Origin of the sequence: Solirhodobacter olei (genome assembly GCF_004010155.1) — a bacterium.
Taxonomy (GTDB): Bacteria; Pseudomonadota; Alphaproteobacteria; order Rhodobacterales; family Rhodobacteraceae; genus Solirhodobacter; species Solirhodobacter olei.
Window position 1 is genome coordinate 70573 of record NZ_RRYH01000015.1, and the last position, 24346, is coordinate 94918.

Annotated in this window: 21 protein-coding genes, 1 pseudogene and 1 riboswitch; of the genes and pseudogenes, 15 read left to right on the plus strand and 7 right to left on the minus strand. The window is 70.6% G+C overall.

The genetic code is table 11. From position 1 onward, the window contains the following. Window positions 1-2: 2 nt before the first annotated feature. Window positions 3-956: pseudogene (gene cobD / locus EIP85_RS23020) on the plus strand (threonine-phosphate decarboxylase CobD); the annotation flags it as partial. Continuing rightward, window positions 945-1592, plus strand: coding sequence for a 5,6-dimethylbenzimidazole synthase (gene bluB / locus EIP85_RS23025; RefSeq protein WP_206615534.1), 648 nt, complete (start codon window positions 945-947; stop codon window positions 1590-1592). The pseudogene cobD and the gene bluB, both read left to right, overlap by 12 nt. Window positions 1593-1596: 4 nt before the next feature. On the opposite strand, the gene EIP85_RS12170 is transcribed toward bluB, so the two are convergent. Both EIP85_RS12170 and cobO read right to left on the minus strand, forming a co-directional pair. Beyond that, the gene (locus tag EIP85_RS12170) at window positions 1597-3042 is read right to left on the minus strand and encodes a cobyric acid synthase (protein ID WP_127902456.1); all 1446 of its coding nucleotides are present in this window, start codon (window positions 3040-3042) and stop codon (window positions 1597-1599) included. A 75-nt stretch (window positions 3043-3117) separates the two neighbouring features. Further along, window positions 3118-3735 (minus strand): cob(I)yrinic acid a,c-diamide adenosyltransferase, encoded by a 618-nt coding sequence (cobO, locus tag EIP85_RS12175; protein WP_127902457.1) that lies wholly within the window; start codon window positions 3733-3735, stop codon window positions 3118-3120. A gap of 39 nt (window positions 3736-3774) precedes the next feature. Continuing rightward, window positions 3775-3980, plus strand: a riboswitch (cobalamin riboswitch). 95 nt (window positions 3981-4075) lie between these two features. Between cobO and EIP85_RS12180 the strand changes: the two genes are divergently transcribed. The 7 genes from EIP85_RS12180 to cobJ are packed head-to-tail and all read left to right on the plus strand — an operon-like array spanning window position 4076 to window position 11978. Beyond that, on the plus strand, window positions 4076-4438 hold the full coding sequence (locus EIP85_RS12180; protein ID WP_127902458.1) for a DUF1636 family protein: 363 nt from the start codon (window positions 4076-4078) through the stop codon (window positions 4436-4438). Then, entirely contained in the window at window positions 4435-5469 is a 1035-nt protein-coding gene (cobW, locus tag EIP85_RS12185; RefSeq protein WP_127902459.1) for a cobalamin biosynthesis protein CobW, read from the plus strand. The genes EIP85_RS12180 and cobW overlap by 4 nt, the downstream gene beginning before the upstream one ends. A 15-nt stretch (window positions 5470-5484) precedes the next feature. Continuing rightward, on the plus strand, window positions 5485-8739 hold the full coding sequence (cobN, locus tag EIP85_RS12190; RefSeq protein WP_127902460.1) for a cobaltochelatase subunit CobN: 3255 nt from the start codon (window positions 5485-5487) through the stop codon (window positions 8737-8739). Continuing rightward, window positions 8736-9884 carry a precorrin-3B synthase gene (cobG, locus tag EIP85_RS12195; protein WP_127902461.1) on the plus strand — a complete coding sequence of 383 codons (1149 nt, stop codon included), beginning with the start codon at window positions 8736-8738 and terminating at the stop codon, window positions 9882-9884. The genes cobN and cobG overlap by 4 nt, the downstream gene beginning before the upstream one ends. Continuing rightward, complete coding sequence (locus EIP85_RS12200) at window positions 9884-10513, plus strand: precorrin-8X methylmutase (RefSeq protein WP_127902462.1); 630 nt, start codon at window positions 9884-9886, stop codon at window positions 10511-10513. Before cobG ends, EIP85_RS12200 begins: the two co-directional genes overlap by 1 nt. Before the next feature lie 2 nt (window positions 10514-10515). Beyond that, on the plus strand, window positions 10516-11247 hold the full coding sequence (locus EIP85_RS12205) for a precorrin-2 C(20)-methyltransferase (protein WP_206615527.1): 732 nt from the start codon (window positions 10516-10518) through the stop codon (window positions 11245-11247). Next, a complete protein-coding gene (gene cobJ / locus EIP85_RS12210) occupies window positions 11244-11978 on the plus strand; it encodes a precorrin-3B C(17)-methyltransferase (RefSeq protein ID WP_127902464.1) in 735 nt (244 codons plus the stop codon). Before EIP85_RS12205 ends, cobJ begins: the two co-directional genes overlap by 4 nt. Here cobJ and EIP85_RS12215 read toward each other — a convergent pair. Continuing rightward, window positions 11954-12700, minus strand: a complete 747-nt coding sequence (locus EIP85_RS12215) for a cobalt-precorrin-6A reductase (RefSeq protein ID WP_127902465.1) — start codon at window positions 12698-12700, stop codon at window positions 11954-11956. The two genes, cobJ and EIP85_RS12215, sit on opposite strands and share 25 nt — an antisense overlap. A gap of 67 nt (window positions 12701-12767) precedes the next feature. On the opposite strand from EIP85_RS12215, the gene cbiE reads away from it, so the two are divergent. The 6 genes from cbiE to cobF are packed head-to-tail and all read left to right on the plus strand — an operon-like array spanning window position 12768 to window position 17937. Next, window positions 12768-13985, plus strand: coding sequence for a precorrin-6y C5,15-methyltransferase (decarboxylating) subunit CbiE (gene cbiE, locus EIP85_RS12220; RefSeq protein ID WP_127902466.1), 1218 nt, complete (start codon window positions 12768-12770; stop codon window positions 13983-13985). Then, window positions 13982-14350 carry a cobalamin biosynthesis protein gene (locus EIP85_RS12225; protein WP_127902467.1) on the plus strand — a complete coding sequence of 123 codons (369 nt, stop codon included), beginning with the start codon at window positions 13982-13984 and terminating at the stop codon, window positions 14348-14350. Before cbiE ends, EIP85_RS12225 begins: the two co-directional genes overlap by 4 nt. Then, a complete protein-coding gene (gene cobM, locus EIP85_RS12230; RefSeq protein WP_127902468.1) occupies window positions 14347-15132 on the plus strand; it encodes a precorrin-4 C(11)-methyltransferase in 786 nt (261 codons plus the stop codon). The genes EIP85_RS12225 and cobM overlap by 4 nt, the downstream gene beginning before the upstream one ends. A gap of 41 nt (window positions 15133-15173) precedes the next feature. Further along, window positions 15174-16466, plus strand: a complete 1293-nt coding sequence (locus EIP85_RS12235) for a cobyrinic acid a,c-diamide synthase CobB (protein ID WP_164871723.1) — start codon at window positions 15174-15176, stop codon at window positions 16464-16466. Continuing rightward, window positions 16463-17191: a uroporphyrinogen-III C-methyltransferase gene (gene cobA / locus EIP85_RS12240; RefSeq protein ID WP_127902470.1), complete on the plus strand. Its 729-nt coding sequence runs from the start codon at window positions 16463-16465 to the stop codon at window positions 17189-17191. Before EIP85_RS12235 ends, cobA begins: the two co-directional genes overlap by 4 nt. Beyond that, complete coding sequence (gene cobF, locus EIP85_RS12245; protein ID WP_127902471.1) at window positions 17188-17937, plus strand: precorrin-6A synthase (deacetylating); 750 nt, start codon at window positions 17188-17190, stop codon at window positions 17935-17937. Before cobA ends, cobF begins: the two co-directional genes overlap by 4 nt. A 24-nt stretch (window positions 17938-17961) precedes the next feature. Here the strand turns inward: cobF and EIP85_RS12250 are convergent, their stop codons facing one another. The 4 genes from EIP85_RS12250 to EIP85_RS12265 form a co-directional block, all read right to left on the minus strand. Further along, a complete protein-coding gene (locus EIP85_RS12250; protein WP_127902472.1) occupies window positions 17962-19254 on the minus strand; it encodes a DUF1501 domain-containing protein in 1293 nt (430 codons plus the stop codon). Between the two features lie 9 nt (window positions 19255-19263). Then, window positions 19264-20631 (minus strand): DUF1800 domain-containing protein, encoded by a 1368-nt coding sequence (locus tag EIP85_RS12255; protein WP_127902473.1) that lies wholly within the window; start codon window positions 20629-20631, stop codon window positions 19264-19266. 191 nt (window positions 20632-20822) lie between these two features. Further along, entirely contained in the window at window positions 20823-22097 is a 1275-nt protein-coding gene (gene rhaI, locus EIP85_RS12260) for an L-rhamnose catabolism isomerase (RefSeq protein WP_206615535.1), read from the minus strand. Window positions 22098-22110: 13 nt separating this feature from the next. Then, complete coding sequence (locus EIP85_RS12265) at window positions 22111-24213, minus strand: bifunctional rhamnulose-1-phosphate aldolase/short-chain dehydrogenase (protein ID WP_127902475.1); 2103 nt, start codon at window positions 24211-24213, stop codon at window positions 22111-22113. Between the last annotated feature and the right edge of the window lie 133 nt (window positions 24214-24346).

A 24346-nucleotide genomic window follows, 5' to 3' on the forward strand; every position in this document is an offset into this window, starting at 1 on the left:
TGATGCGCGACCACGGCGGCAATCTGGACGAGGCAATGGCGGGGTTCGGCGGCACGGCCGCGGACTGGATCGACCTGTCGACCGGAATCAACCGCCAGCCCTGGCCGGTGCCGCCACTGCCGCCAGAGGCCTGGACGGCGCTTCCCACCAAGCGCGCGCTTGCCGCACTGATCGAGGCGGCGCGCGGGGCCTGGGCCACCGAGGCGCCGATGGTGGCGCTGGCCGGCGCGCAGGCGGCGATCCAGCTGATCCCGCATCTCGCCCCCCCCGGCAGCGCAAGGGTACTGGCGCCGACCTATAACGAACATGCCGCTGCGCTGCGCGCCGCCGGATGGGCGGTCGAGGAGGTCTCGCGGCTGGAGGATCTGGCGGGTGCGGACCTCGCCGTGCTGGTCAACCCCAACAACCCCGACGGCCGGCGGATCGAGCCCGAGGCGCTTCTCGCGCTCCTGCCGCAGGTTGGGCGGCTGGTGGTGGACGAGAGCTTCGCCGACCCCGATCCGACGCTGTCGCTGGCCGCAGCCTGTGGCCGGCCCGGGCTGATCGTGCTGCGGTCCTTCGGCAAGTTCTGGGGGCTGGCGGGCGTGCGCCTCGGCTTCGCCATCGGCCCGGCCGCCGATATCGCGGCCATGGCCGAGCGCGCCGGCCCCTGGGCCGTCTCCGGCCCGGCGCTGGAGATCGGCCGGCGCGCGCTTCTTGACACCGCCTGGGCCGAGGCCACGCGCCAGCGCCTGGCCGAGGACACGCCGCGGCTTGACGCGCTGGTCGCCCGCGCGGGGTGGGAGTTGATCGGCGGCACCGGGCTTTTCCGCCTTTACCGCACGCCCGAAGGGGCGGCGGCGCAGGCGCGGCTCGCCCGCCACCGGATCTGGTCGCGAATCTTTCCGGCCCGGCCGGACTGGCTGCGCCTCGGCCTGCCTGGGAGCGAGGAGGAATGGCAGCGCATGGAAGCGGCGCTCGAAGACCCCAAGACCTTCGGCAGCGAGGAGGCGGAGGTGCTTTCGCGTCTCCTCCACTGGCGCCGCGACGTGCGCCACTTCCGCCGCGATCCGGTGCCGGAGGAGGTGCTGCGGCGGCTGCGGGCGGCGGTCGACAGCGCGCCCTCTGTCGGCAACGCCCGGCCTTGGCGGATCTTCCGGGTGGAGGATGCGGGGCTGCGCTCGGCCGTGCGCGTGGAATTTGCCCGCTGCAACGGGGCGGCGGCTTCGCTCTATTCGGGCGATCAGGCGCAGACCTACGCCAAGCTAAAGCTCGCAGGCCTCGAGGCCGCGCCGGTGCAATTCGCCGTCTTCACCGTGACCGATCCGGACGCAGGGCATGGCCTCGGCCGCCAGACCATGCCGGAGACGCTGCGGCAGTCGACCGCGATGGCGATACATACGCTATGGCTCGCAGCGCGGGCCGAGAACCTCGGGCTCGGCATGGTCTCGATCGTCGAGCCGGGGCGGATGGAGGAGCTGTTCGACGTGCCGGAGGGCTGGGAGTTCGCGGCCTACCTCTGCCTTGGTTGGCCGGCCTTCAGCGACGACACACCGCTTCTGCACCGCAATGGCTGGCAGCAGAACCTCGCGACCGACTGGGAGATTCGCTGACCTCTCAGCGCGCGAGCGCGAAGAGGCCGTCGAGATCGAGATGCGCCTCGAGATGCGCAGCGAGATCGTCGAGCGTCTCCTCCACCCCCGCCCGGTAGTCGAGGCCGGAGCTCTGCGCACCGAGCCGGTCGAGGAACGCGCGGCGGAAGCCGTCGACCGAGAACATGCCGTGAAGGTAACTCCCCATCACCCGCCCGTCAGCGGAAACCGCGCCTTCCGCCTGGCCTGCAACCTCGGCGAAGGGCCGGGCACAGTCCGTGCCCCGAGTGCGCCCAATGTGGATCTCGTAGCCGTCGAACTCCGTCCCCGTGGCGGTGTGGCGGGCAGAGACGCGGGTCAGGGTTTTGTCGCCGCCCATTACGGTCTCGACATCCAGAAGCCCGAGGCCCGGGCTCTCGCCTGCCGGCCCCTCTATCCCCTTCGGGTCGTCGATCCGCGTCCCGAGCATCTGGAAGCCGCCGCAGATCCCCAGCACCGCCCCACCGCGGCGGCGGTGCGCGGCGAGGTCGATGTCCCAGCCCTGCGCACGCAGATATGCGAGGTCGCCACGGGTCGATTTGCTGCCGGGCAGGATGACGAGGTCGGTGTCGCCCGGCAGCGCCTCTCCCGCGCGCAGCATGGTGACGCTGACGCCTGGCTCGGCAGAGAGCGGGTCGAGATCATCGAAATTGGCAATGCGGGAAAGCGCGAGGCAGACCACCCGGAACGGCCCGCCTTCGGCGGCGCGCCCGAGGTCGAGCGCGTCCTCCGCCGGCAGGCGCGAGGCGCCGGGAAACCACGGCAGCACGCCGTAGCCACGCCACCCTGTCCGGTCTTCGATCAGACGGTAGCCGTCGTCGAAGAGCCGGGGATCGCCGCGGAACTTGTTGATCAGGAACCCCGCGACGAGCGCCGCGTCCTCGGGGTCGAGCACGGCCTGCGTGCCTACGACCTGGGCGATCACCCCGCCGCGGTCGATGTCGCCTGTCAGCACCACCGGCACGCCAGCGGCGCGCGCGAAGCCCATGTTGGCGATGTCGCCCGCGCGCAGGTTCACCTCTGCCGGGCTGCCCGCGCCTTCGACGAGGACGAGATCGTGGGCCGCCTTGAGGCGGTTGAAGGATTCTAGCACCGGCGCCATCAGCTCGGGCTTGCGCCGGGAGTAGTCGCGCGCCCGCATGGTCCCGATGCGGCGGCCCTGAACGATCACCTGCGCGCCGAGGTCGGTTTCGGGCTTCAGCAGAACCGGGTTCATGTCGGTCACCGGCTCCAGCCCCGAGGCAAGCGCCTGAAGCGCCTGGGCGCGGCCGATCTCCCCCCCGTCGGCGGTCACGGCTGCGTTGTTCGACATATTCTGCGGCTTGAACGGTGCCACCGTCAGCCCACGCCGCCGCGCCGCGCGGCAGAGGCCTGCGACTAGCATCGACTTGCCCACGTTCGAGCCGCAGCCCTGGATCATCAGCGCCGGCATCGCGCGCTCCCCGCCCCGTCCATCACGCTCATCTTACTCGTGTTCCAAATATCCCGGGGCGCTGCCCTCTGACGCTCAGAACTCCACCCCCGCCTGCGCCTTGATTCCGGCGCGGAACGGGTGCTTGACCAGCGTCATCTCGGTCACCAGGTCGGCGGCTTCGATCAGCCCCTCGGCGGCGTTGCGGCCGGTAAGGACGACATGGGTCATCTCGGGCTTCTCCTCGCGCAGGAAGGCGATCACGGCCTCGATGTCGAGGTATTCGTAGCGTAGCGCGATATTGATCTCGTCAAGAAGCACCATGCGGATCGACGGATCGCGGATCAGCTCCTTGGCCTTCTCCCAGCCCGCCTCGGCGGCGGCGATGTCGCGGGCGCGGTCCTGGGTTTCCCAGGTGAAGCCCTCGCCCATGGCGTGGAACTGGCAGAGATCCCCGAAATGCTCGGTCAGGAGCCGCCGCTCGCCCGTGTCCCAGGCGCCCTTTATGAACTGGACGACCGCACAGGGCATGCCATGAGCGATGCACCGCAGGATCATGCCGAAGCCGGAGGAGGACTTGCCCTTGCCGGGGCCGGTGTGGACGATGATCAGGCCCTTCTCGCCGGTCTTCTCGGCCATCATCCGGTCGCGCGCGGCCTTGATCTTCGCCTTCTTGGCGGCGTGCTCTTCCTCGCTGACGGGTTTGCGGCCCATTGCGTCGCTCCTTGTTCTTGACAACAGGGGGCATCCTGCCACACCTGACGCCATGCTGGTGCCCGGCTTGCGTCGGGCCGAAGAGGGAATGCGACAGGGGAAACCCCGAGCGCAGCCGCCCCCGCGACCGTGACCGGAGAGGTCGCCCGATGCCACTGGTCCCATAGACCGGGAAGGCGGGCGGCCGCAGGGCCGAGAGGCTCATATCCGTTAGCCGGGAGACCTGCCAGCGGCAAGACTGACCGGGCGGCCGGGGTGCGCCGCGACGGACGGTGGTGTGGCCTTACGGCCCGTCCTCGTCTCGCATGCCCCCACGGCCGCCGCCGACCGAGAGGACCCGATGGGCGCGACGCTCCATGTCTGCATCACCTGCCGCGCCGGGCGAGAGCCGGTGGAAGGGATGCCCTGCCCCGGCGCGCGCCTGCTGGCCGCGCTTCAGGCCGGGCACTGCCCCGAGGGCGTGACGATCCGCCCGGTCGAGTGCCTGTCTGCCTGCAACACCGGCGCCGCCGTCGCGCTCTCCGCCCCGGGGCGGTGGAGCTATGTCTACGGCCGGCTGGCCCCCGAGGATGCGCCCGACATCCTCGCCGGGGCCGCAGCCTATGCCCGCGCGCCGAACGGCCTCGTGCCCTGGCGCGAGCGGCCCGTGATCTTCCGCAAGCAATCCATCGCCAGAATCCCCCCGCAGGAGCCCGCGCCATGAGCGACCTCGCCAAGATCCCCGTCACCGTCGTCACCGGCTTTCTCGGCGCCGGCAAGACCACGCTGATCCGCCACCTGATGGCCAATCCGGGCGGCCGCCGTCTCGCCGTGCTGGTCAACGAATTCGGAAGCCAAGGTGTGGACGGCGAGATCCTGAAGGGCTGCGCCGATGAGAGCTGCCCGGCGGAGAACATCGTGGAACTCGCCAATGGCTGCATCTGCTGCACGGTCGCCGACGAGTTCCTGCCGACGATGGAGGCGATCCTCGCCCTGCCGGAGCGGCCCGACCATATCCTGATCGAGACCTCCGGCCTCGCCCTGCCGAAGCCGCTTTTGAAGGCCTTCGACTGGCCCGCCATCCGCTCGCGCATCACCGTGGACGGTGTCATCGCGCTGGCCGATGCCGAGGCCGTGGCCGCCGGCCGCTTCGCGCCCGATCCGGAGGCGGTACAGGCCCAGCGCGAGGCCGATGACAGCCTCGACCACGACACGCCGCTGGGAGAGGTCTTCGAGGACCAGATCGCCTGCGCCGACCTGATCCTGCTGACCAAGGCCGATCTCGCCGGCGAAGCCGGCATCGCCGCCGCCCGCGCCGCGATCGAAGCCGAGGCGCCGCGCCGCATCCCGATGGTTCCGGTGCGCGATGGCGAGGTCGACCCGGCCGTCATCCTCGGTCTCAACGCGGCAGCGGAGGACGACCTCGCCGCCCGGCCCTCGCATCACGATGGGGCGGACGATCACGAGCATGACGACTTCGACACGATCGTTGTCGATCTGCCGGAACAGGCAAGCCAGGAGGCGCTGGTGGTCGCGATCGAAAAGCTGGCAGCCGAGCAGAACATCCTGCGCGTGAAGGGCTATGTCGCGCTGGCCGGGAAGCCCATGCGCCTTCTGGTGCAGGCGGTAGGTGCGCGGGTGCGCTGCCAATTCGACCGCCCCTGGGGCAGCCTGCCCCGTGCTTCGCAGCTCGTCGTGATCGCGGAGCGCGGCGATGTGGATGCCGCGCGCATCCGAACCGCGCTCGGCGCCTGAGGGAGCGCGCGCGCCGTGCATGTCGTCTTCCGCGAGAGTCATGGACTGGAGGAAACCGAGACCCCGCAGGATCTCGGCCAGGATCCGGCCGATCTCGTGGTGCTCTCGTTTTCCGACAGTGACCTTGGCGCCTTCGCGGCGGGCTGGCACCGCGCGCGGGAGGCGGGGAGCACCCTGCCCTCGCTGCGCCTCGCCAACCTGGTGGCGCTGCGCCATCCGCTGTCAGTCGACACCTATGCCGAGCGGACGCTCGACGGTGCCAGGGCGGTGCTGGTCCGGCTGATCGGCGGCGAGGCCTATTGGAGCTACGGCCTCTCGACGCTGCGCGATCTCGCCCAACGGAAGGGCGTGGCGCTGGCCGTGCTGCCCGCCGACGGGCGCGAGGATCCGGCGCTCGATGCCTATTCGACGCTTCCCACCTCCACCCTCCGCCGGCTCTCGGCGCTGTGTGACGCCGGCGGCGCGGTTGCCGCGCAGGCGGCGCTGGCGCAGCTTTCGCTTGCCGCAGGCCTCTATGCCGGACCGGTCGCGGGCGCAAAGACGGTGCCGGAGGTCGGGCTATACCTGCCCGGGCGGGGCGTCGTGGCCGCGCTGCCGGAGGATCCGCGGCCGGCGGCGGCGGTCACGTTCTACCGAGCCTATCTGACGGCGGCGGATCTCGGCCCGATCGACGCGCTGATTGGGGCACTGGAAGCGGAAGGCTTTGCCGCTTACGGCCTTTTCGCGCCCTCGCTGAAGGCCCCGAGCGCCGCGCCGCTGGTTTCCGAGCTTCTGGCTGCGCATCCGCCCGCTGTCATCGTCAATGCGACCGCCTTCTCGGCGCAGGGGGCGGAGGGGCGCTCGCCGCTCGACGGGCCGGGGGCGCCGGTGTTCCAGGTGGCACTCTCGACCGCGCGGCGGCGGGACTGGGCAGGTTCGGATCGCGGGCTGTCGCCGGCCGACCTCGCCATGCATGTGGTGTTGCCGGAGGTGGACGGGCGGCTCTTCGCAGGCGCCGTCAGCTTCAAGGCGCCGACGCCGCGCGATGACGCGCTGCAATATTCGCGCTTCGTGCATCGGGCCGAGCCCGAGCAGGTGGCCCGCGCCGCCGCCCGGGTGGCGGGCTGGCAGCGGCTTGCCGCAACCCCGGCGGCGGAGCGGGAGCTGGCGCTGATCCTCTCCACCTACCCCGGACGGGCGCATCAGATGGCCCATGCCGTCGGGCTAGATGCCTTGGCCTCGGCCGAGGCGATCCTCTCCGATCTCGCCACGGCGGGCTACGCGATTGGCCCCGAGGCCGGGCTGGCAGCGCGGCTGGGGGTCGAGACGCTGGCCTGGTCGCTCGCCGATTACCGCACAGCACTTGCCACCCTGCCCGAGGCGTTGCGCGAGCAGCTCACCGAGGCCTGGGGCGCGCCGGAGGACGACCCGGCGGTGCGCGACGGCGCCTTCCACTTCCCGGCCCTCGCGCTTGGCCGCGTGCTCGTCGCACTGCAGCCCGAGCGTGGGCGCCGCGCCGGGCGGGAGGAGAGCTACCACGACCTCGCCGCCACGCCGCGGCACGCCTATGTGGCCTTCTACCTGTGGCTGCGCGCTCGGGGGCTGGCGGCGCTCGTCCATATCGGCGCGCACGGGACGCTGGAATGGCTCCCGGGCAAGTCGGTCGCGCTATCTGCCGATTGCTGGCCGGAGGCGCTGACCGGCGCGATGCCGGTGATTTACCCGTTCATAGTCAATGACCCCGGCGAGGCGGCGCAGGCCAAGCGGCGGCTTGGCGCAGTCACCCTAGGCCACCTGCCGCCGCCGCTCGTCGCCTCTGCCCTGCCGGAGGCGCTGTCTCGGCTCGAAAGCCTCCTGGACGAATATTCCACCGCCGACGGGCTCGACCCGGCGCGGCGGGGCCGGCTGGTCGCCGCGATCCGAGAGGAGGCGCGCGCCCGGGGGGTGGAGGAGGACCTGGCGCTGCCGCCCGGCGCGAGCGCGGCAGAGGCGATCACCCGGATCGACCGTTTCGTCTGCGATCTGAAGGAAAGCCGGTTCGGCGAGGGGCTCCACGTCTTCGGGCGCGGCGCCTGCGGGGCGGAGGAGCGCACCGGGCTTCTGGCCGCGCTTGACGGCCGGCGGGTCGCGCCCGGGCCCTCCGGCTCGCCGGCACGGGGGCGGTCGGATGTGCTGCCCACGGGGCGCAACCTCTTCGCCGTCGATCCGCGCGCGGTGCCGACGCGCGCCGCCCATGCGCAGGGCGTGAAGCTCGCCGAGGAGCTGATCCGCCGCCACCTGCAGGACCAGGGCGACTGGCCACGGGGGCTGGTGGTAGACCTCTGGGGCTCTGCCACGATGCGGACGGCGGGCGAGGATTTCGCCATGGCGCTGCACCTCGCCGGCCTCGCGCCCGTCTGGGACGAGGGCTCCTCTCGCGTTTCGGGGTTCGAGGTGATCCCGCCGGCGCTGCTCGGCCGGCCGCGGATCGACGTGACGCTGCGGGTTTCCGGCCTCTTCCGCGACATCTTTCCCGGCCTTGCCCAGCTTTTCGAGGCGGGTGCCGCGGCGCTGGCGGAGCGCGACGAGGATCCGGCTGAAAACCCCTATGCCGCGCTCAGCCCTCGCGTCTTCGGGCCGAAGCCCGGGGCCTATGGCCTTGGCATCGCGGCAGATCCCACCGATTTCAGCGATGCCGCGCGCGCGGCGGCGGGCGCGGCCTGGCTGGCCGCTTCCGCCTGGGCGATCGGCGCGGACGGGGCGAGCCGCGAGGCCCGTTCGGCGCTGGAGGCCCGCGTGGGCACGGCCGATGCCTTCGTCCATTCCCAGGATCTGGCGGAGACGGACCTGCTGCTGGCCGAGGATTTTGCCGCCCATGAGGCCGGGATCGCCGCCGCCGCCGCGCGGCTCGGGCGCCCCGCGCCCGCGCTCTACCACCTCGACGCGACCAACCCGGAGACGCCGCGGGCCCGGGCGCTTTCCGAAGAGATCGCCCGCGTCGTGCGCGCCCGCGCCGCCAACCCGACCTGGGCCGAGGGGATGATGCGCCACGGCTTTCGCGGCGGGGCGGAGATCGCGGCGACGCTCGACCATCTCGCCGCCTTCGCCCATCTCGCCCGCGCCGTGCCGCCGCATCTCTTCGACCTCTACCACGAGGCGACGCTGGGCCGGCCCGAGGTGGCGGAGTTCCTTGCCCGGGAAAACCCGGCGGCGCTGGCGCGGATGAACGAGACCTTCGCGGCGCTCCGCGAGGCCGGGCTCTGGATCACCCGGCGCAACTCCATCGCCGCGGCGCTGGAGGGGCGGGCATGAGCGAGCCCGAGATCCGCGGCTGGTGCCCCGGCGCGCTGACGCCCATGGCCTCGGCCGACGGGCTGGTGGTGCGGTTGCGCCCGCCGCTGGGCTGCCTCAGCCCGCCACAGGCGCGGGCGGTAGCCGCCGCGGCGGTGCGATTCGGACCGGGGGAAGTGGAGCTGACCTCGCGCGCCAGCCTGCAGATCCGTGGCGTGGCCGAGGCGGACCATGCGGCGCTGCTGGCGGAGCTGGCGGCCCACGGGCTGGTCGACCCCGACCCGGAAACCGAGCGCGCGCGCGCCATCGCCATCGCGCCTTTCTATGGAGAGGCGGCGGAGATTGCGGGCCTGGCGAACAGCCTGACCGAGGCGCTCCGCGCCGCCCCGCTGCCCGCGAAATTCGGCGCGACACTCGATACCAGCCCTGCGCCGGTGCTGGCGGAGACGGCGGCCGACATCCGGCTGGAGCGCGCCGCGGACGGGCGGCTGGTGCTGCGGCCCGACGGCTCGGCCACGGGTAAGCCAGTGACGGCCGAGACCCTGCCGGAGGCGCTGGCGGAGCTGATCGACTGGTTCCTCGCCACCGGAGGCGCCCGGAACGGTCGCGGCCGGATGCGCAAGCACCTTGCGGAAAACCACGCCCTGCCAGCGGGTTACGACGTCACCCCTGCCCCGCCCGCCCCGCTGCCGGCACCCGGGACGGTGGCCGGAGGGCAGCTTGTCGTCGTGGCCTTCGGGCTTCTGCCGGCGGAAACGCTCTCGGCCCTTGCCGAGCTTGCCGAAGAAATCCGGCTGACGCCCTGGCGCGGGGTGTTCCTGCCCGGGCTCGCCGCCTTACCGGCCCTGCCCGGGCTTCTGACAGATCCGGAGGATCCGCTGCTGCGCGTCCATGCCTGCACCGGGCGGCCCGGCTGCCCGCAGGCACTCGCCGAGACCCGCACACTCGCCCGGGCCCTTGCGCCCAGGCTGACGGCCGGGCAGAGCCTCCATGTCTCCGGCTGCGCCAAGGGCTGCGCTCATCCCGGGCGCTGCGGTCTTGTTCTGACGGCCACGCCGGAGGGCTTCGATCTTGCCCGCGATACCTCCGCCGGTGCCCCGCCCCTTCGCCGCGCGCTCTCGCCCGCGGCGCTTCTCTCCACCCCTGACCCATTCGGTGCCCCCTGATGCCCCACGCCTACGAGACCGACGGCGCCGCGATATACCGGCAGTCCTTCGCCACCATCCGCGCCGAGGCCGACCTCGCCCGCTTCACGCCGGAGGAGGAACCGGTCGTCGTGCGCATGATCCATGCGCTTGGTTTCGTCGGGCTGGAGGCGAGCGTCGCCTTCACCCCGGGCATGGCCGAGGCCGCCCGGGCTGCCCTCATGGCCGGTGCTCCGATCCTCTGCGATGCGCGTATGGTAAGCGAGGGGATCACCCGGCCGCGGCTGCCGGCGGAGAACGAGATCCTCTGCACGCTCCACGACCCCGAGGTGCCAGCACTGGCGCAGCGCCTTTCCACCACCCGCTCCGCCGCCGCGCTGGAGCTTTGGCGGCCGCGGCTCGCGGGCGCGGTGGTGGCAATCGGCAATGCGCCGACGGCGCTCTTCCACCTGCTGAACATGCTGGAGGATCCCGACTGTCCGCGTCCGGCCGCGATCATCGGTTGCCCGGTGGGCTTCGTCGGTTCCGCCGAGTCGAAGGCCGCGCTGATGGAGGCGCCGCCGGTGCCGTCGATGGCCGTGATGGGTCGCCTCGGCGGGTCGGCCGTCACCGTCGCCGCGATCAACGCGCTTGCCAGCCGGAAGGAATGAGCATGGGCCGCATTCTTTGCGCCGGGCTTGGCCCCGGCGACCCGGAACTGATGAGCGTGAAGGCCGACCGTGCGATCCGCGGAGCCCGTCACATAGCCTTCTTCCGCAAGGCCGGCCGCGCCGGGCAGGCGCGCCGCATTGTCGAGGGGATGCTCGCCCCCGGCGCCATCGAACATGCGATGGAATACCCGGTCACGACCGAGATCGCCTTCGACAGCCTGGAATATACCGAGGCGCTGGCGCGGTTCTACGACCTCTGGGCCGACCGCCTTGCCCAGCTGGCCGAAACCGAGGAGGTCGTCGTCCTCTGCGAGGGCGACCCGTTCTTCTACGGCTCCTTCATGCATCTCTATACCCGCCTTCAGGGCCTGGTGCCGGTGGAGGTCATCCCCGGCATCACCGGCATGTCGGGCTGCTGGACGGCAACCGGCGTGCCAATCACCTGGGGCGACGATATCCTCTGCGTCCTGCCCGGAACCTTGCCCGAGGCGCGGCTTGTGGCGCAGATGCGGGAGGCCGAGGCGCTTGTCGTGATGAAGACCGGCCGCAATCTGCCGAAGATCCGCCGTGCGCTGACAGAGGCCGGGCGGCTGGCGGATGCCTGGCTCGTGGAGCGCGGCACGATGGCCGACGAGCGCGTCGCCCGCCTCGCCGATCTGCCGGAGGGCGACTGCCCCTATTTCGCGATCGTCCTCGTCCACGGTCAGGGCCGGCGGCCGGAGATCGAGGCATGAGCGGCTGGCTCGCCATTGCCGGGCTCGGCCCCGGGGACGCCGCGCTGGTGACGCCCGAGGTGGAGGCCGCGCTGGCCGAGGCGACCGATGTGGTGGGCTACATCCCCTATGTCGCCCGCGTCGCGCCGCGCGTCGGGCTGACGCTGCATCCGTCCGACAACCGGGTGGAGCTCGACCGTGCCCGCCATGCGCTGGAGATGGCGGCGGCAGGGGCGCAAGTGGTCGTGGTCTCCTCCGGTGATCCGGGGGTCTTCGCCATGGCCTCGGCCGTGTTCGAGGCGTTGGAGGGCGCGCCGGAGTGGCAGGCGCTCGACATCCGCGTGCTGCCCGGGATCACCGCGATGCTGGCTGCCGCGGCCCATGCCGGGGCGCCGCTGGGGCATGATTTCTGCGCGATCAACCTGTCGGACAACCTCAAGCCCTGGGCGGTGATCGAGCGGCGTCTGCGGCTCGCCGCACAGGCGGATTTCGCCATGGCCTTCTACAACCCCCGCTCGAAGAGCCGCCCCGAGGGCTTCGCCCGGGCGCTGGAGATCCTGCGCGAGGAATGCGGCGGGCAGCAGCTGATCACCTTCGCCCGCGCCGTCAGCACGCCGGAGGAGCGGATCGAGACGGTGACGCTGGCGGAGGCGGCGCCCGAGATGGCCGATATGCGGACCGTGGTCCTTATGGGCAATTCGGCGACGCGGCGGGTCGGCAGGTTCGTTTACACACCTAGGCGGCTGGAATGAGAGAGCCAGGCCATCACCTCGGCAACGCTCGCGGCGACCGGCCGGTCGGGAACCTCCGGGCGGTCGATCAGGATCACGGGCAGGCCGAGCGCCCGGGCGGCGTCGAGTTTGGCGCGCGCGCCGCTGCCGCCGGCATTCTTGGCGAGGATCAGGTCGATGCGATGGGTCTCGAGCAGCGCCCGGTCGCCCGCCTCGGAGAAGGGGCCGCGGGCGATGACGGCATGGGCATCCGGCAGGGGCAAGGGCGCCTCCGGCGGATCCACGAGTCGCAGGAGATAATGGTGCTGCGGGGCCGCGGCGAAAGCGGAAAGGCCTTGCCTGCCGATGGCGAGGAAGATCCGCGTCGGGGCCTGCGGCATCGCGGCAATGGCGGCAGCGGTGTCCGGCACATGGGTCCAGCGGTCGCCTGCGCCCGCGCGCCAAGGCGGGCGTTCGAAAGCCAGAAGCGTCACGCCGGTCTCGGCCGCGGCCGCGACGGCATGGGCGCTCATCTGCGCCGCGAAGGGATGGGTGGCATCGACCAGGTGGGTGATGCGCTCCGCCGTCAGCCAGTTCACCAGCCCCGCAACGCCACCGAAGCCGCCGATGCGCTGCGGCAGCGGCTGGGCTACCGGTGCCCCTGTGCGGCCGGCGTAGGAGAAGACCGCATCCACCCTGGCCTCCGCCAGGGCGCGGGCGAGCGCGCTCGCCTCGCTGGTGCCGCCGAGCAGCAGGACCCGCATCGCCTGTCTCCTTCCGTCTTCCCCCTCTCCTGCCGCGATCGCGCGCGCATCGCAAGCGGAGGCGTGCATGGCTGAGTCCTGGCTGTCGATCATCGGCATCGGTGAGGACGGGCGCGAGGGGCTGGTTCCCGCCGCGCTGGCTGCTCTGGAGGCGGCCGAAGTGGTCTTTGGCGGGCCACGTCACCTTGTACTTGCCGGGGTGGCAGAGGGCGTAGGCGAGCGCGGTCAGGCATGGCCGGTGCCCTTCTCCGTGGCTCCCGTTCTGGCGCTTGCCGGGCAGCGGGTGGCGGTGCTCGCCTCGGGCGATCCGTTCTGGCATGGGGCCGGAGGGAGCCTTTCGCGCCACCTCTCCCCCGGAGACTGGCGAGCCTTTCCGGCGCCGTCGACCCTCGCGCTGGCGACCGCCCGGCTCGGCTGGCGGCAAGAAGACGTCACGACTCTCGCCCTCCACGCTGCCCCCTTCGCGGAGGCGCGGCGACATCTCGCCCCCGGGGCGCGGCTTCTGTGTCTGCTGCGCGACGGGGCGGCGGCACCGGCTTTTGCCCAATGGCTCGCCTCGCAGGGTTTCGGGGCCTCGCGGCTCTGGCGGCTGGAAGCGCTCGGCGGTCCGCGCGAGCGGGTCGAGGAAATGACGGCCGACGCTCTCGCCGTCCGCACCGTCCCGCCGGCCGACCCGGGCGGGCCACCGGTCGCGGTGGCGCTGGAGGCGGCGGGCGGACCCGCCCTGCCCCGCGCGTCGGGCCTGCCAGACGCGCTTTTCGCCCATGACGGCCAGATTACCAAGCGCCCGGTCCGCGCGCTGACGCTCTCGGCGCTGGCGCCAAGGCCGGGCGAGCATCTCTGGGATATCGGCCTCGGCTCCGGCTCGATTTCAATCGAATGGCTTCTGGCCGCGCCCGGCACCCGCGCCTCAGGGCTGGAGGCCGATCCGGCCCGCGCCGCCCGCGCTCGGGCAAATGCCGAGGCTTTCGGAGTCGGCACCCGGCTTAGCATCACGGAGGCCCGGGCGCCGGAGGGTCTCGGCGGGCTCGCCCCGCCCGATGCCATCTTCATCGGCGGCGGGGCAAGCGAGGCGCTGCTTTCGGTACTGTGGGCGCTTCTGCCGGAAGGCGCACGGCTTGTCGCCAACGGGGTAACGCTTGAAACCGAGGCGCTGCTGGCCCAATGGTCCGCCGCGAAGGGCGGCAGCCTGCTGCGGATCGAGCTTGCCGAAGCGCAACCGCTGGGCCGAAAGCGGGGCTGGAGCGCGGCACGGCCGGTGGTGCAATGGAGCGTGGTGAAATGAGGGTGGCAGGTCTTGGCTTCCGGGACGGGACGACGCCCGCTGCGCTGGCCGAGGCCATCGCGGCGGCGGGCGGCGGGGCGCTGAGCGGCCTTGCCACCGCCACCGACAAAGCCGAGGCGCCGCCACTTCTTGCGCTGGCCGCCGAACTGGGGCTGACCGTGACACCGGTGCCGCTTGCCACGCTCGCCTCCACCGAAACGCTCACGCGATCCCCCCGCGTCGCCGCCCGCTACGGCACCGGAAGCCTGGCCGAGGCCGCGGCACTCGCCGCCGCCGGCCCCGGCGCCCGCCTTCTCGGCCCCCGCGCGACTTCCGCAGACGGGACAGCAACCGCCGCCATCGCCACTACCGAGACCAGAGAATGACCGTTCATTTCATAGGCGCCGGCCCCGGCGCCCCCCAACTCCTGACGCTCCGCGGCCGTGACCTGATCGCGGCCTCTCCGGTCTGTCTCTATGCCGGATCACTGGTGCCGCCCGGGGTCCTGGCGCATTGCCCCGAGGGTGCGCGGATCGTGAACACCGCGCCGCTCTCGCTCGACGAGATCATGGCCGAGATCTCCGACGCCCATGCGGCGGGGCAGGACGTGGCACGCCTCCATTCCGGCGATCTCTCGGTCTGGTCGGCGATGGGGGAGCAACTTCGCCGCCTGCGCGCGCTTGCCATTCCCTTCGACGTGACCCCGGGCGTGCCCGCCTTCGCCGCCGCTGCCGCGACGCTGGCGACGGAGCTGACGCTGCCCGGCGTGGCGCAGTCCGTGGTGCTCACCCGCACCTCCGGCCGGGCGACGCCGATGCCGGGGGGCGAGACGCTTTCGGCCTTCGCAGCGACCGGCGCGACGCTGGCCATCCACCTGTCGATCCACGTCCTATCCAAGGTCGTGGAGGAACTGACCCCGCATTACGGCGCAGATTGCCCTGTTGCGGTGGTCTGGCGCGCCTCCTGGCCGGACGAGCGGGTGCTGCGGGGCAGTCTTGCAACCATCGAGGCCCAGATGGCCGCCGAGATCGACCGCACCGCCCTGATCCTCGTCGGCCCCGCACTCGCCGCCGAGGGCTTCGCGGAGAGCCGCCTCTACGCCGGGGATTACGACCGCCGCTACCGCCCCGTCGGGCCCGAGCCGCGCTTCCCGGAGGGGCGGAAGTGATCGACGCGCGCACCTCCGTGGCAGGGCCGGTGCCGGGGCTGATGATATCGGCCCCAGCATCGGGCAGCGGCAAGACGACGGTGATGCTGGGACTGGCGCGGGCCTTCGCCAATGCCGGGCTGGCGGTGCAGCCGTTCAAGTCCGGCCCGGATTACATCGACCCGGCCTTCCACAGCGCGGCAGCGGGGCGCGCCTCGGTCAACCTCGACAGCTGGGCGATGCCGCCGGGGCGGATCGCGGCAGAGGTAGGGCGCGCCAAGGGGGCGGATCTGATCCTTGCCGAGGGCTCCATGGGGCTTTTCGACGGGGTGGCGAAGCCGGGCGCGACGGGGACCGGGGCGAGCGCGGACATCGCGACGCTGGCGGGCTGGCCGGTGCTGATGGTGATCGACCCGAAGGGCCAGGCGCAGACCGCGGCCGCCGTGGCGCTCGGCCTCGCCCGGTTCCGGCCGGACCTGCCGATCGCGGGCGTGATCCTCAACCGCGTGGCGAGCCCGCGGCACGAGGCCTTGATCCGCGCGGGCATGGCGGAGGCGGGGCTGCCCGTCCTTGGCGCCCTGCCCCGCGTCGCGACCATAACCATGCCGGAGCGGCACCTCGGCCTCGTCCAGGCCGGCGAGCATCCGGCGCTGGAGGCGCTGATCGAGGCCGCGGCGGCGCTGGTCACCGAACATTGCGACCTGGAGGCGATTCGTACCGCCGCCGCCGCGCGCGCCCTGCCCGCGCCCGTGGCGCCGCGGCTACCGCCACCCGGCCAGCGCATCGCGCTTGCGCGGGACGCGGCCTTTTCCTTCACCTATCCGCATCTCCTCGACGACTGGCGGGCGCAGGGGGCAGAGATCCTGCCGTTCTCTCCGCTCGCCGATGAGGCGCCTGACCAGAGCGCCGACGCCTGCTGGCTGCCAGGTGGATACCCCGAACTGTACGCCGGCCGACTCGCCGCTGCCGCGCGGTTCCGGGAGGGTCTGCGGGCCTTCGCGGAGACCCGGCCGGTTCATGGCGAATGCGGAGGCTATATGGCGCTCGGCGCGGGGCTGGTCGATGCCGAGGGCACGCGGCACGAGATGGTGGGGCTCCTGGGCCTCGTCACCAGCTTCGCCAAGCGGCGGATGCATCTGGGGTACCGGCGGGCACGGCTTGCGGGCCGCTGCCTCGGCCTGCCCGAGGGCACCGATCTTGCCGGGCACGAGTTCCATTACGCCGGGGTTGTCGAGCAGCCCGATGCGCCGATGGCGGCGGTTGCCGATGCCGCGGGCCAGCCGGTGGCCGAGACCGGATCGCGACGCGGCAATGTCTCCGGCTCCTTCTTCCACCTGATCGGGGGGGCGGCATGACCGGGTTCGTCTCCTTCGTCTCCTCCGGTCCCGGCGATCCGGAACTGCTGACACTGAAGGCCGCGGCACGGATCGCGGCGGCGGATGCGATCCTTTTCGACGATCTCTCCTCCGGGCCCATCCTTGCCCATGCGCGGGCCGATGCAGATCTGGTCGGCGTTGGCAAGCGGGCGGGCCGCGCCTCGCCGAAGCAGGATCAGGTGAGCCGGCTTCTGGTCGATTACGCGAAGACCGGCGCCAGGGTCGTGCGGCTGAAATCCGGCGACGCCGGGCTCTTCGGGCGGCTGGAGGAGGAGACCACGGCGCTCCGCGACGCCGGGATCGGGTTCGAGATCATCCCCGGCGTGCCCTCGGCCTGCGCCGCCGCCGCCGCCGCCGGGATCCCGCTAACGCGGCGGATCACGGCGCGGCGGGTGCAATTCGTCACCGGCCATGACGTGACCGGCGGGCTGCCGGAGGATCTGAACCTTGCTGCGCTCGCGGATCCGATGGCCACGACGGTGGTCTTCATGGGCAAGCGCACCTTCCCGGCGCTTCTCGCCATGCTCACCGGCGCGGGACTGCCGCCCGGCACCCCCGCCCTTCTGGCCGAGGCCGTGGGCCGGCCCGAGCAGCAGCTGGTCCGCACGACCGTTGCGGAGCTGGCTGAGCGGCTGTCGGGCGATCCGGGGACGGCGCCGGCGCTGATCCTCTACGGACCCCTCGCAGAGGCGGCAGGGGCATGATCACGCTTTCGTTGATCGGTATCGGCACCGGCAACCCGGAGCATCTTACACTTCAGGCGATCCGCGCGCTCAACGCGGCCGATCTCGTCCTCATCCCCCGCAAGGGGGAGAGCAAGGCCGACCTCGCCGAGCTGCGCCGCGCAATCTGCGCCGAGATCATCACCAATCCCGCGACCCGGATGGTGGAGTTCGACTTGCCGATGCGCGATCCTGCCACGCCCGACTACCGCAGACGGGTGGACGATTGGCACGATGCCATCGCCGAGGCCTGGCGGGCGGCCATCGCCGAGGGGCTGCCGGGCGACGATGGAAGGGTGGCGCTTCTCGTCTGGGGCGATCCCTCGCTTTACGACAGCACGCTGCGCATCGCCGCGCGGCTCGGGCTGCCGACGGAGGTGATCCCCGGCATAACCTCGATCCAGGCGCTCGCCGCGGCCCATGCGATCCCGCTGAACGAGATCGGCGCGCCCTTCACGGTCACCACCGGCCGGCGGCTGCGCGAAGGCGGCTGGCCGGAAGGTGTCGACACGATCCTTGTCATGCTCGACGGCGATTGCGCGTTCCAGGGCCTTGCTCCGGAAGGCCTCTCGATATGGTGGGGCGCCTATGTCGGGATGGCGGAGGAGATCACCGAGGCCGGACCGCTGGCAGAGGCCGGGGCGCGCATCCTTGCCCGCCGCGCCGAGGCGCGGGCGCGGCATGGCTGGATCATGGATATCTACCTGATCCGCCGCGCGGAGGCCTGAGCCCCCGCGCGGGACAATGGCGGCTCAGGCGAGGATGCCCGGGTTGCTGCCCATGTCGAGCTTGGGGAAGATCGTGTTCTCCAGCAATCCGGTGTCGAGCCCGTAGAGCCCGCGCATCGCCCAGGCGGCATAGCTGCGCACATCGGCAGTCGGCATCAGGTCGCGCCGCTCGTAAAGCGCGGCCTCGTCGAGGCCCGGCCAGCGGCCATAGACTTTGCCTCCCTTGATCGCCCCGCCGGCAAGGAGCATGACACCACCGGTGCCGTGATCGGTACCGCCGCTGCCGTTTTCCCAGGCGGTGCGGCCGAACTCCGTCATCGCGACAAGGGTCGTCTTCTTCCAAGTGTCGCCGAGGCCGGTCTTCAGCGTCAGGATCGTGTTGGCGAGTTTGGAGAGCTCGCGACCGAGGATCTGGCGCTGCGCGGCATGGCTGTCCCAGCCGGTGATGGAGAAGGTGGCAATCCGCGTCTCGCCCCGCAGCCGACTCGCGGCGAAGGCCGCGACAGGGTCAGGCTTGGTCATGTCGACTGCCGGCAGCGCGGCGGCCATCATCTGGTTCTGCATCCCGCCCGAGGCCATGGCGGCCTTCTTCTGGCGGTCGAGCTGGCCGGTGAGGGCGATCGCCTCCACCGCCGCGTCGCGGAACAGCGGATCGTCGTGATACATCGCTTCCAGCAGACGCCGGCTCTGCGCCGAAAGGCCAAGCCGGGTGTCCGGCGCCCAGCTGTCATAAGGCGCCTTGCCCATGATCACCTTCATCTCGTCGCGGCCGACGGCGAAGGCGGTCTCCGAATGCAGGCCCGGCATTGCCTGCAGCATCCGATTCAGCCAGCCGTCCTTCACCGAGCGGTCGGGCATGTCGAGGCCCGTGCCAGCTTCCAGGATGTCCTGGCCGTCGAAATGGCTGCGCTTGTCGCGGTAGGGGGTGGAGACGGCATGGGCGAAGCCCAGCTCCCCCGCCTTCCAGAGCGGCATCAGGGGGGCGAGATCGGGGTGCAACGCGAAGATCCCGTCGAGCGGGATCGAGGGCTTGCCTTCGAGCGTCGCCTTCCGGAGCCCCTTGAAGGCCGGGTCGCCGACCGGACGCACCACGTCGAGCCCGTCCATCGCGCCGCGCAGGATCAGGACGACGAAACGTGCGTCACCGGGGGCGGCGGCGAAGGTGATCGTCGTCAGGAACGGCTGGGCGGCGATCGAGCACCCGACGAGCGCGCCGGTCTTCAGGAACCGGCGCCGGGAGAGACTGGTTTCGGGTGCGGCATCAGGCGCGGCGTCGGCCAGGGCGGAGGCCGGGAGATCGAGCGGGGCGCTGGGCATCGGGGCCTCCTAGCGGCGGTTGAAATCGTTTGACGCAAGCACGAGGCCCACCCCTTCGCGCGGGCTCTCCGCCCGCTGCGATGCCGAAAGCGTCGCCGGTCCCGCGAGATCGGCCAGCGCGGTTTTCACGAAGGCGCGCGGGTCGGGCAGGTCCGGCGTGATCTGCACCGGCGCATACATTGCCCAATCGACCCGGGCGGCGAGGAACTGCGGCTGGATCCAGGCCGCCGCTGCCTCAGGCCAGCCGTTGGGGCCGGCGGGGCTTTGGAACTTCTGGCCCATGGCGGAGAGCGGGTAGAGGAGGAGCCGGCGGACCTGCTTTGCGTCGAGCCCCGCCAGAACCTCCGGCTTGGGGCCGAGGGCGCGGATCGAGGCCACCAGATAGTCGAAGGGCTGACGGACCTTGGCGCCAGGCTTCGCCCAGGCGGCGGGATGGGCGAGCATGGCCTGGTAGGTCGCCCAGAGGCTGCCGCCGGTTGCCATGTAGGCATCCTTCATCGCGCCGACGAGCGCCGGATCGGGCTGGTCGGCGACGAAATGGGTGGCGAGCTGCAGCGAAAGGTGATGCGCCGTCTCCGGCCGTGTCGAGATGTCGTCGAGCGCGCGGTAGATCTGGGCGAGCTTCTCCTCCCCTCGCCCGCCGTAGCTCTTGCCGAGGATTTTCTCGGTCATCTGCTCCGCCATCCTCGCATTGAAGAAGAAGCCACGGCGCGGGGTGTATGTGAGGCCGGTCAGCAGATAGGCCATCTGGCGCACGTCGGTCTGGGTATAGGGCGCACCGACGCCAAGCGTGTGCAGCTCCATGATCTCGCGACCGAGGTTCTCGTTCAAACCGCGATGCAGCCGCTCTCCGGCGGGCGAATGCGGCCCGTAGGAGGTGTTCTGGTTGAGATAGGCGAGCATCGCCGGATGCGTCGCCACCGCCTTCAGCATGTCCGAGAAGCGGCCGGAAAGATGCGGGCGTATCGCCTCTTCGGCGAAAGCGGTCGGCAGTGCAGCCAGCACACCGTCCTTGGCCACAACGGAGAAATGACCCGACCAGAAGCCCTGCAGCCGCTCGCGAAAGCCGTTCCGGGCCTGTACGCCGCGCTGGACGAGGCTGACGAGGCCCAGCTCGCCGTTGCGGCGCGCTTCCTTCCGGACGGTCTTGAGCATCGCGCGGGCGTCTGCATCGCCCGCCTTGGCCTGGCGATTGGTCTCGTAGGACAGGATCGCCAGCGGCCAGATCACATCGGAGGAGACGACCGGGAAGGCCTTTGCCATCGCGTCCGGGGCTGAGAGTTCCCCGAGGAGGGTGGTTGCGTCCTTTGGGGGGGCGATGGCCGGCGAAAGGCCGGATCCGAAGCGGATGGCGGCGAGCGTCGGGCTGAAGCTCATGTCGGGACCTGGACAGTGGATCGGCTCGGCCGCCGCGGCACTGACAAAATAGCACCGGGCGCGACCACCACGGATGGGAAATAGATATGGTCCCGATTAATTGAAACACTGTGACGCGTGGCAAGCCCTGGGCAAAAGCCATATCCTTCGGGGCGACCGACGCCCCGGGAATTGCCCTCGAATGCCGCGCCTCAGACGATCCCGCCAGAGGCGCCCTGCACCTTGGGCCGGATCCCGGCCACCTTCCCGCGGTAGCCCGACGCGCGGTAGGCCGCGACCGGGTCGATGGCCCCACCCGCCTCCATGCGCGCCAAGGCGAGGATCGGTTCCACGTCAGTGCGGAAGGCCTCCTTCAACGTGCCCGTCGCCATCAGCGCGTCATTCTCCTCCTGGAACCCCGCCAGTGCCGCACGGTCTACCAGAAGCGCCTGGGCATAAGCGCGCGTCACCTCCATGGCGGAGACCATCAGGCTTTCGATCGGATCGGTGACATTGTGGCTTTGGTCGAGCATATGGGCGGGGGCGAAGCCCGGCCTGCCCTCGGCCGCGACCAGCTCGTTGAAGACCAAAAACAGCCGGTAGGGGGCGATGGCGGCGGTGTCGAGGTCGTCGTCACCGTATTTCGAATCGTTGAAATGGAAGCCACCGAGCTTTCCGGCCTGGATCAACCGGGCCACGATCATCTCGATATTCACGTTCGGCGCGTGATGGCCGAGATCGACAAGGCAGTAGGCCTTCGGCCCCAGCGCCTGCGCCGTCATCAGGTTGCTGCCCCAGTCCTGGATGACGGTGGAGTAGAAGGCGGGTTCGTACATCTTGTGCTCGGTGAACAGCCGCCAGTCCTCCGGCAGTCCGGCATAGACCTTTGCCATCGCCTCCAGATACCGCTCGAAGGCGCGGGTGAAGTCGGACTGGCCGGGGAAGTTCGACCCGTCGCCGATCCAGACCGTCAGCGCCTTGGATCCCAGCGCCCGGCCGATCTCGATGCATTCGAGATTGTGATCGACCGCCTGCGCCCGCGTCGCTGGATCGGTATGGCTGAGCGAGCCGTATTTATAGCTCAGTGCCTGCCCCGGCTGGTCCTGGAAGGTGTTGGAGTTCATCGCATCGAAGCCGAGGCCCAGCGCCTCCGCCTTGGCCTTCAGATCCGCGGCCGGGGCCTTGTCCCAGGGGATGTGCAGGCTGACGGAGGGGGTGGCACGGGTCAGCTGCTGGATGACGGCGCAATCCTCCAGCTTGTCGAAGACATGGCGCGGTTCGCCGTCACCGGGAAACCGGGCGAAGCGGGTGCCGCCGGTGCCGACGCCCCAGGAGGGGATCGCAACGCCGTAACTCGCAACCTTCGCCTTCACCGCATTGATATCCACGCCGCGCCGGGCAAGCCGGGCGCCGAGGCTTTCGTAGTCGTCCTTCAGATCAGCTGCCCGGCGCGCGTTCTCCGCCTCGACCAGCGCCGTGTCGATCATGCTCGTCATGGGTCTACCTCGTGAAACTCTGCTGGTTGCCGGCGTCGACGTTCAGAATATTGCCCGTCGATTTCGCCGAAAGCTCTGAGGCGAAGAAATAGACGCCCTCGGCGATGTCTTCAGGAAGCACCGAGCGTTTCAGCATCGAGCGCTGGCGGTACATCTCCTCCAGCCCCTCCTTGTCAGTGCGGTAGGTGGATGCGCGCTGGTCGAGCCATTCGCCTGACCAGATTTTCGATCCCTTCAGCACTGCATCGGGGTTCACGACATTGACACGGATCCCCGCCTCCGCGCCTTCGAGGGCGAGGCATCGGGCCAGGTGAATCTCTGCCGCCTTGGCCGTACAATACGCCGAGGCGTTGGGCGAGGCGGCAAGCCCGTTCTTCGATGCCACGAAGACGATCGCGCCGCCGAGGCCTTGGGCGCGGAACAACCGGAACCCCTCGCGGCTGGCCAGGAAATAGCCCGTGGACAGGATATCCATGTTGCGGTTCCAGAGCGCGAGCGAGGTGTCCTCCACCGGCGCAGAGGACGCGATGCCGGCGTTGGAGACGAGGATGTCACAACCGCCGAATTCCACAGCAATCTCGGCATAGGCGGCGATGACGGCGGCCTCGTCTGTCACATCGACGTGCACGGTGCGGATCGCATCCCGCCCAAAGCGCCCGGCGAGCGCCGCAGAGGCAGAGACAAGTGCCGGCTCGTCGATATCGGCGAGCATCACGCAGGCGCCCTCACCCAGGAACCGCTCCGCCGTGGCCGAGCCGATCCCTCCCGCCCCGCCCGTGACGAAGGCGATACGGCCGGCGAGGCTTTTGGGCTTCGGCATGCGCTGCAGCTTCGCCTCTTCCAGCAGCCAGTATTCGATGTCGAAGGCTTCTTGTTCGGGCAGACCGCAATAATCCGACACGGTGGAGGCGCCGCGCATGACGTTGATGGCGTTGACGTAGAACTCTCCAGAGATGCGCGCCGTCGCCTTGTCCTTGGCGAAGGTGATCATGCCGACGCCTGGGACGAGGTAGACGACCGCGTTAGGATCGCGCAGCGGCGGGCTGTCCGGGCGCTTGCAGCGCTCGTAATAGGCGGCGTAGTCGGCGCGATAGGCCTCCACCTGGCCGGCCAGCGCGGCGAGCGTCGCCTCCGCGTCCGGCTTGGCCGGGTCGAAGCCCACCACCAGCGGGCGGATCTTGGTGCGCAGGAAATGGTCCGGGCAAGAGGTGCCAAGCGCCGCCAGCTCCGGCATCCGGACGGAGTTGACGAACTCCAGAACCGCCGGCTGGTCGTCGAAATGGCCGACCATGCGGTGGTCATTCGAGATCATTCCACGGATCGCCGGCATCAGTTTTGCCGCCACCGCGCGCCGGTCGGCATCTGCGAGGCTCGTGTGGCGGGCGCCGCCAAAGACGGGCTTTCCGCGCGTCTCCGCCTCGAACCAGGCCATCGCGCGGTTGATGATGCGGAGCGTCAGCTCGTAGCAGTCCTTTGCGTCATCCGCCCAGGTGAAGAGGCCGTGGGATTCCAGCACGACGCCCTTCGCCTCCGGGTTCTCGAGGCAGTATTTCTCCAGCCACAGTCCCAGTTCGTAGCCCGGCCGTTTCCAGGGCAGCCAGCCGATCTCGCCGCCGAAGATCTGTTCCGTCAGATCCTTGGAGCTTTTCGCGGCGGCGATGGCGATGATGGCATCGGGGTGCATGTGGTCGACGTGGCGCTTGGGCACATAGGCATGCAGCGGCGTGTCGATGGAGGCGGCACGGGGATTCAGATTGAAGGTGCAATGCGGCAGATACCCCACCATCTCGTCTTCATAGGCGAGGCCGCGGTAGACGCCCTTCAGCGCCCGCAGTTTCTCCATGTAGAGCGTCGCGAAGCCGTCGAGCTTCATCGAGCCGACATCACCACCCGAGCCCTTGACCCAGAGAACCTCCACCTCGCCGCCGGTGAGCGGATCGCGCTCCATCACCTTGGCAGAGGTGTTACCGCCGCCATAGTTCGTGATCCGCTTGTCCGAGCCGAGCAGATTCGAGCGATAGAGAAGCTTCTCCGGCTCACTCATCCCCGCGGCTTTCGCCTCATCCCAAAGGCTTGCGAGCCGTGTCGCAGCGGCGGTGTCCGGCATTTTGTCCTCCCTCGCGCAGATCTGCGCCATTCGGCGGAACTGTGACAGCCTGCGGCGGAATGTCAATCATAAACGATCACAATCAATCATGCTGCGAGCGCATAATGCGCACTTATGATCGAAAATGATTGAC

What these genes read in the sequence shown, in the direction of transcription:
- bluB (WP_206615534.1), top strand. Translation starts at nt 945, where the DNA reads ATGGAAGCGGCGCTCGAAGACCCCAAGACCTTCGGCAGCGAGGAGGCG.
- EIP85_RS12170 (WP_127902456.1), bottom strand. Translation starts at nt 3,042, where the DNA reads ATGCCGGCGCTGATGATCCAGGGCTGCGGCTCGAACGTGGGCAAGTCG.
- cobO (WP_127902457.1), bottom strand. Translation starts at nt 3,735, where the DNA reads ATGGGCCGCAAACCCGTCAGCGAGGAAGAGCACGCCGCCAAGAAGGCG.
- EIP85_RS12180 (WP_127902458.1), top strand. Translation starts at nt 4,076, where the DNA reads ATGGGCGCGACGCTCCATGTCTGCATCACCTGCCGCGCCGGGCGAGAG.
- cobW (WP_127902459.1), top strand. Translation starts at nt 4,435, where the DNA reads ATGAGCGACCTCGCCAAGATCCCCGTCACCGTCGTCACCGGCTTTCTC.
- cobG (WP_127902461.1), top strand. Translation starts at nt 8,736, where the DNA reads ATGAGCGAGCCCGAGATCCGCGGCTGGTGCCCCGGCGCGCTGACGCCC.
- EIP85_RS12200 (WP_127902462.1), top strand. Translation starts at nt 9,884, where the DNA reads ATGCCCCACGCCTACGAGACCGACGGCGCCGCGATATACCGGCAGTCC.
- EIP85_RS12205 (WP_206615527.1), top strand. Translation starts at nt 10,516, where the DNA reads ATGGGCCGCATTCTTTGCGCCGGGCTTGGCCCCGGCGACCCGGAACTG.
- cobJ (WP_127902464.1), top strand. Translation starts at nt 11,244, where the DNA reads ATGAGCGGCTGGCTCGCCATTGCCGGGCTCGGCCCCGGGGACGCCGCG.
- EIP85_RS12215 (WP_127902465.1), bottom strand. Translation starts at nt 12,700, where the DNA reads ATGCGGGTCCTGCTGCTCGGCGGCACCAGCGAGGCGAGCGCGCTCGCC.
- cbiE (WP_127902466.1), top strand. Translation starts at nt 12,768, where the DNA reads ATGGCTGAGTCCTGGCTGTCGATCATCGGCATCGGTGAGGACGGGCGC.
- EIP85_RS12225 (WP_127902467.1), top strand. Translation starts at nt 13,982, where the DNA reads ATGAGGGTGGCAGGTCTTGGCTTCCGGGACGGGACGACGCCCGCTGCG.
- cobM (WP_127902468.1), top strand. Translation starts at nt 14,347, where the DNA reads ATGACCGTTCATTTCATAGGCGCCGGCCCCGGCGCCCCCCAACTCCTG.
- EIP85_RS12235 (WP_164871723.1), top strand. Translation starts at nt 15,174, where the DNA reads ATGATATCGGCCCCAGCATCGGGCAGCGGCAAGACGACGGTGATGCTG.
- cobA (WP_127902470.1), top strand. Translation starts at nt 16,463, where the DNA reads ATGACCGGGTTCGTCTCCTTCGTCTCCTCCGGTCCCGGCGATCCGGAA.
- cobF (WP_127902471.1), top strand. Translation starts at nt 17,188, where the DNA reads ATGATCACGCTTTCGTTGATCGGTATCGGCACCGGCAACCCGGAGCAT.
- EIP85_RS12250 (WP_127902472.1), bottom strand. Translation starts at nt 19,254, where the DNA reads ATGCCCAGCGCCCCGCTCGATCTCCCGGCCTCCGCCCTGGCCGACGCC.
- EIP85_RS12255 (WP_127902473.1), bottom strand. Translation starts at nt 20,631, where the DNA reads ATGAGCTTCAGCCCGACGCTCGCCGCCATCCGCTTCGGATCCGGCCTT.
- rhaI (WP_206615535.1), bottom strand. Translation starts at nt 22,097, where the DNA reads ATGATCGACACGGCGCTGGTCGAGGCGGAGAACGCGCGCCGGGCAGCT.
- EIP85_RS12265 (WP_127902475.1), bottom strand. Translation starts at nt 24,213, where the DNA reads ATGCCGGACACCGCCGCTGCGACACGGCTCGCAAGCCTTTGGGATGAG.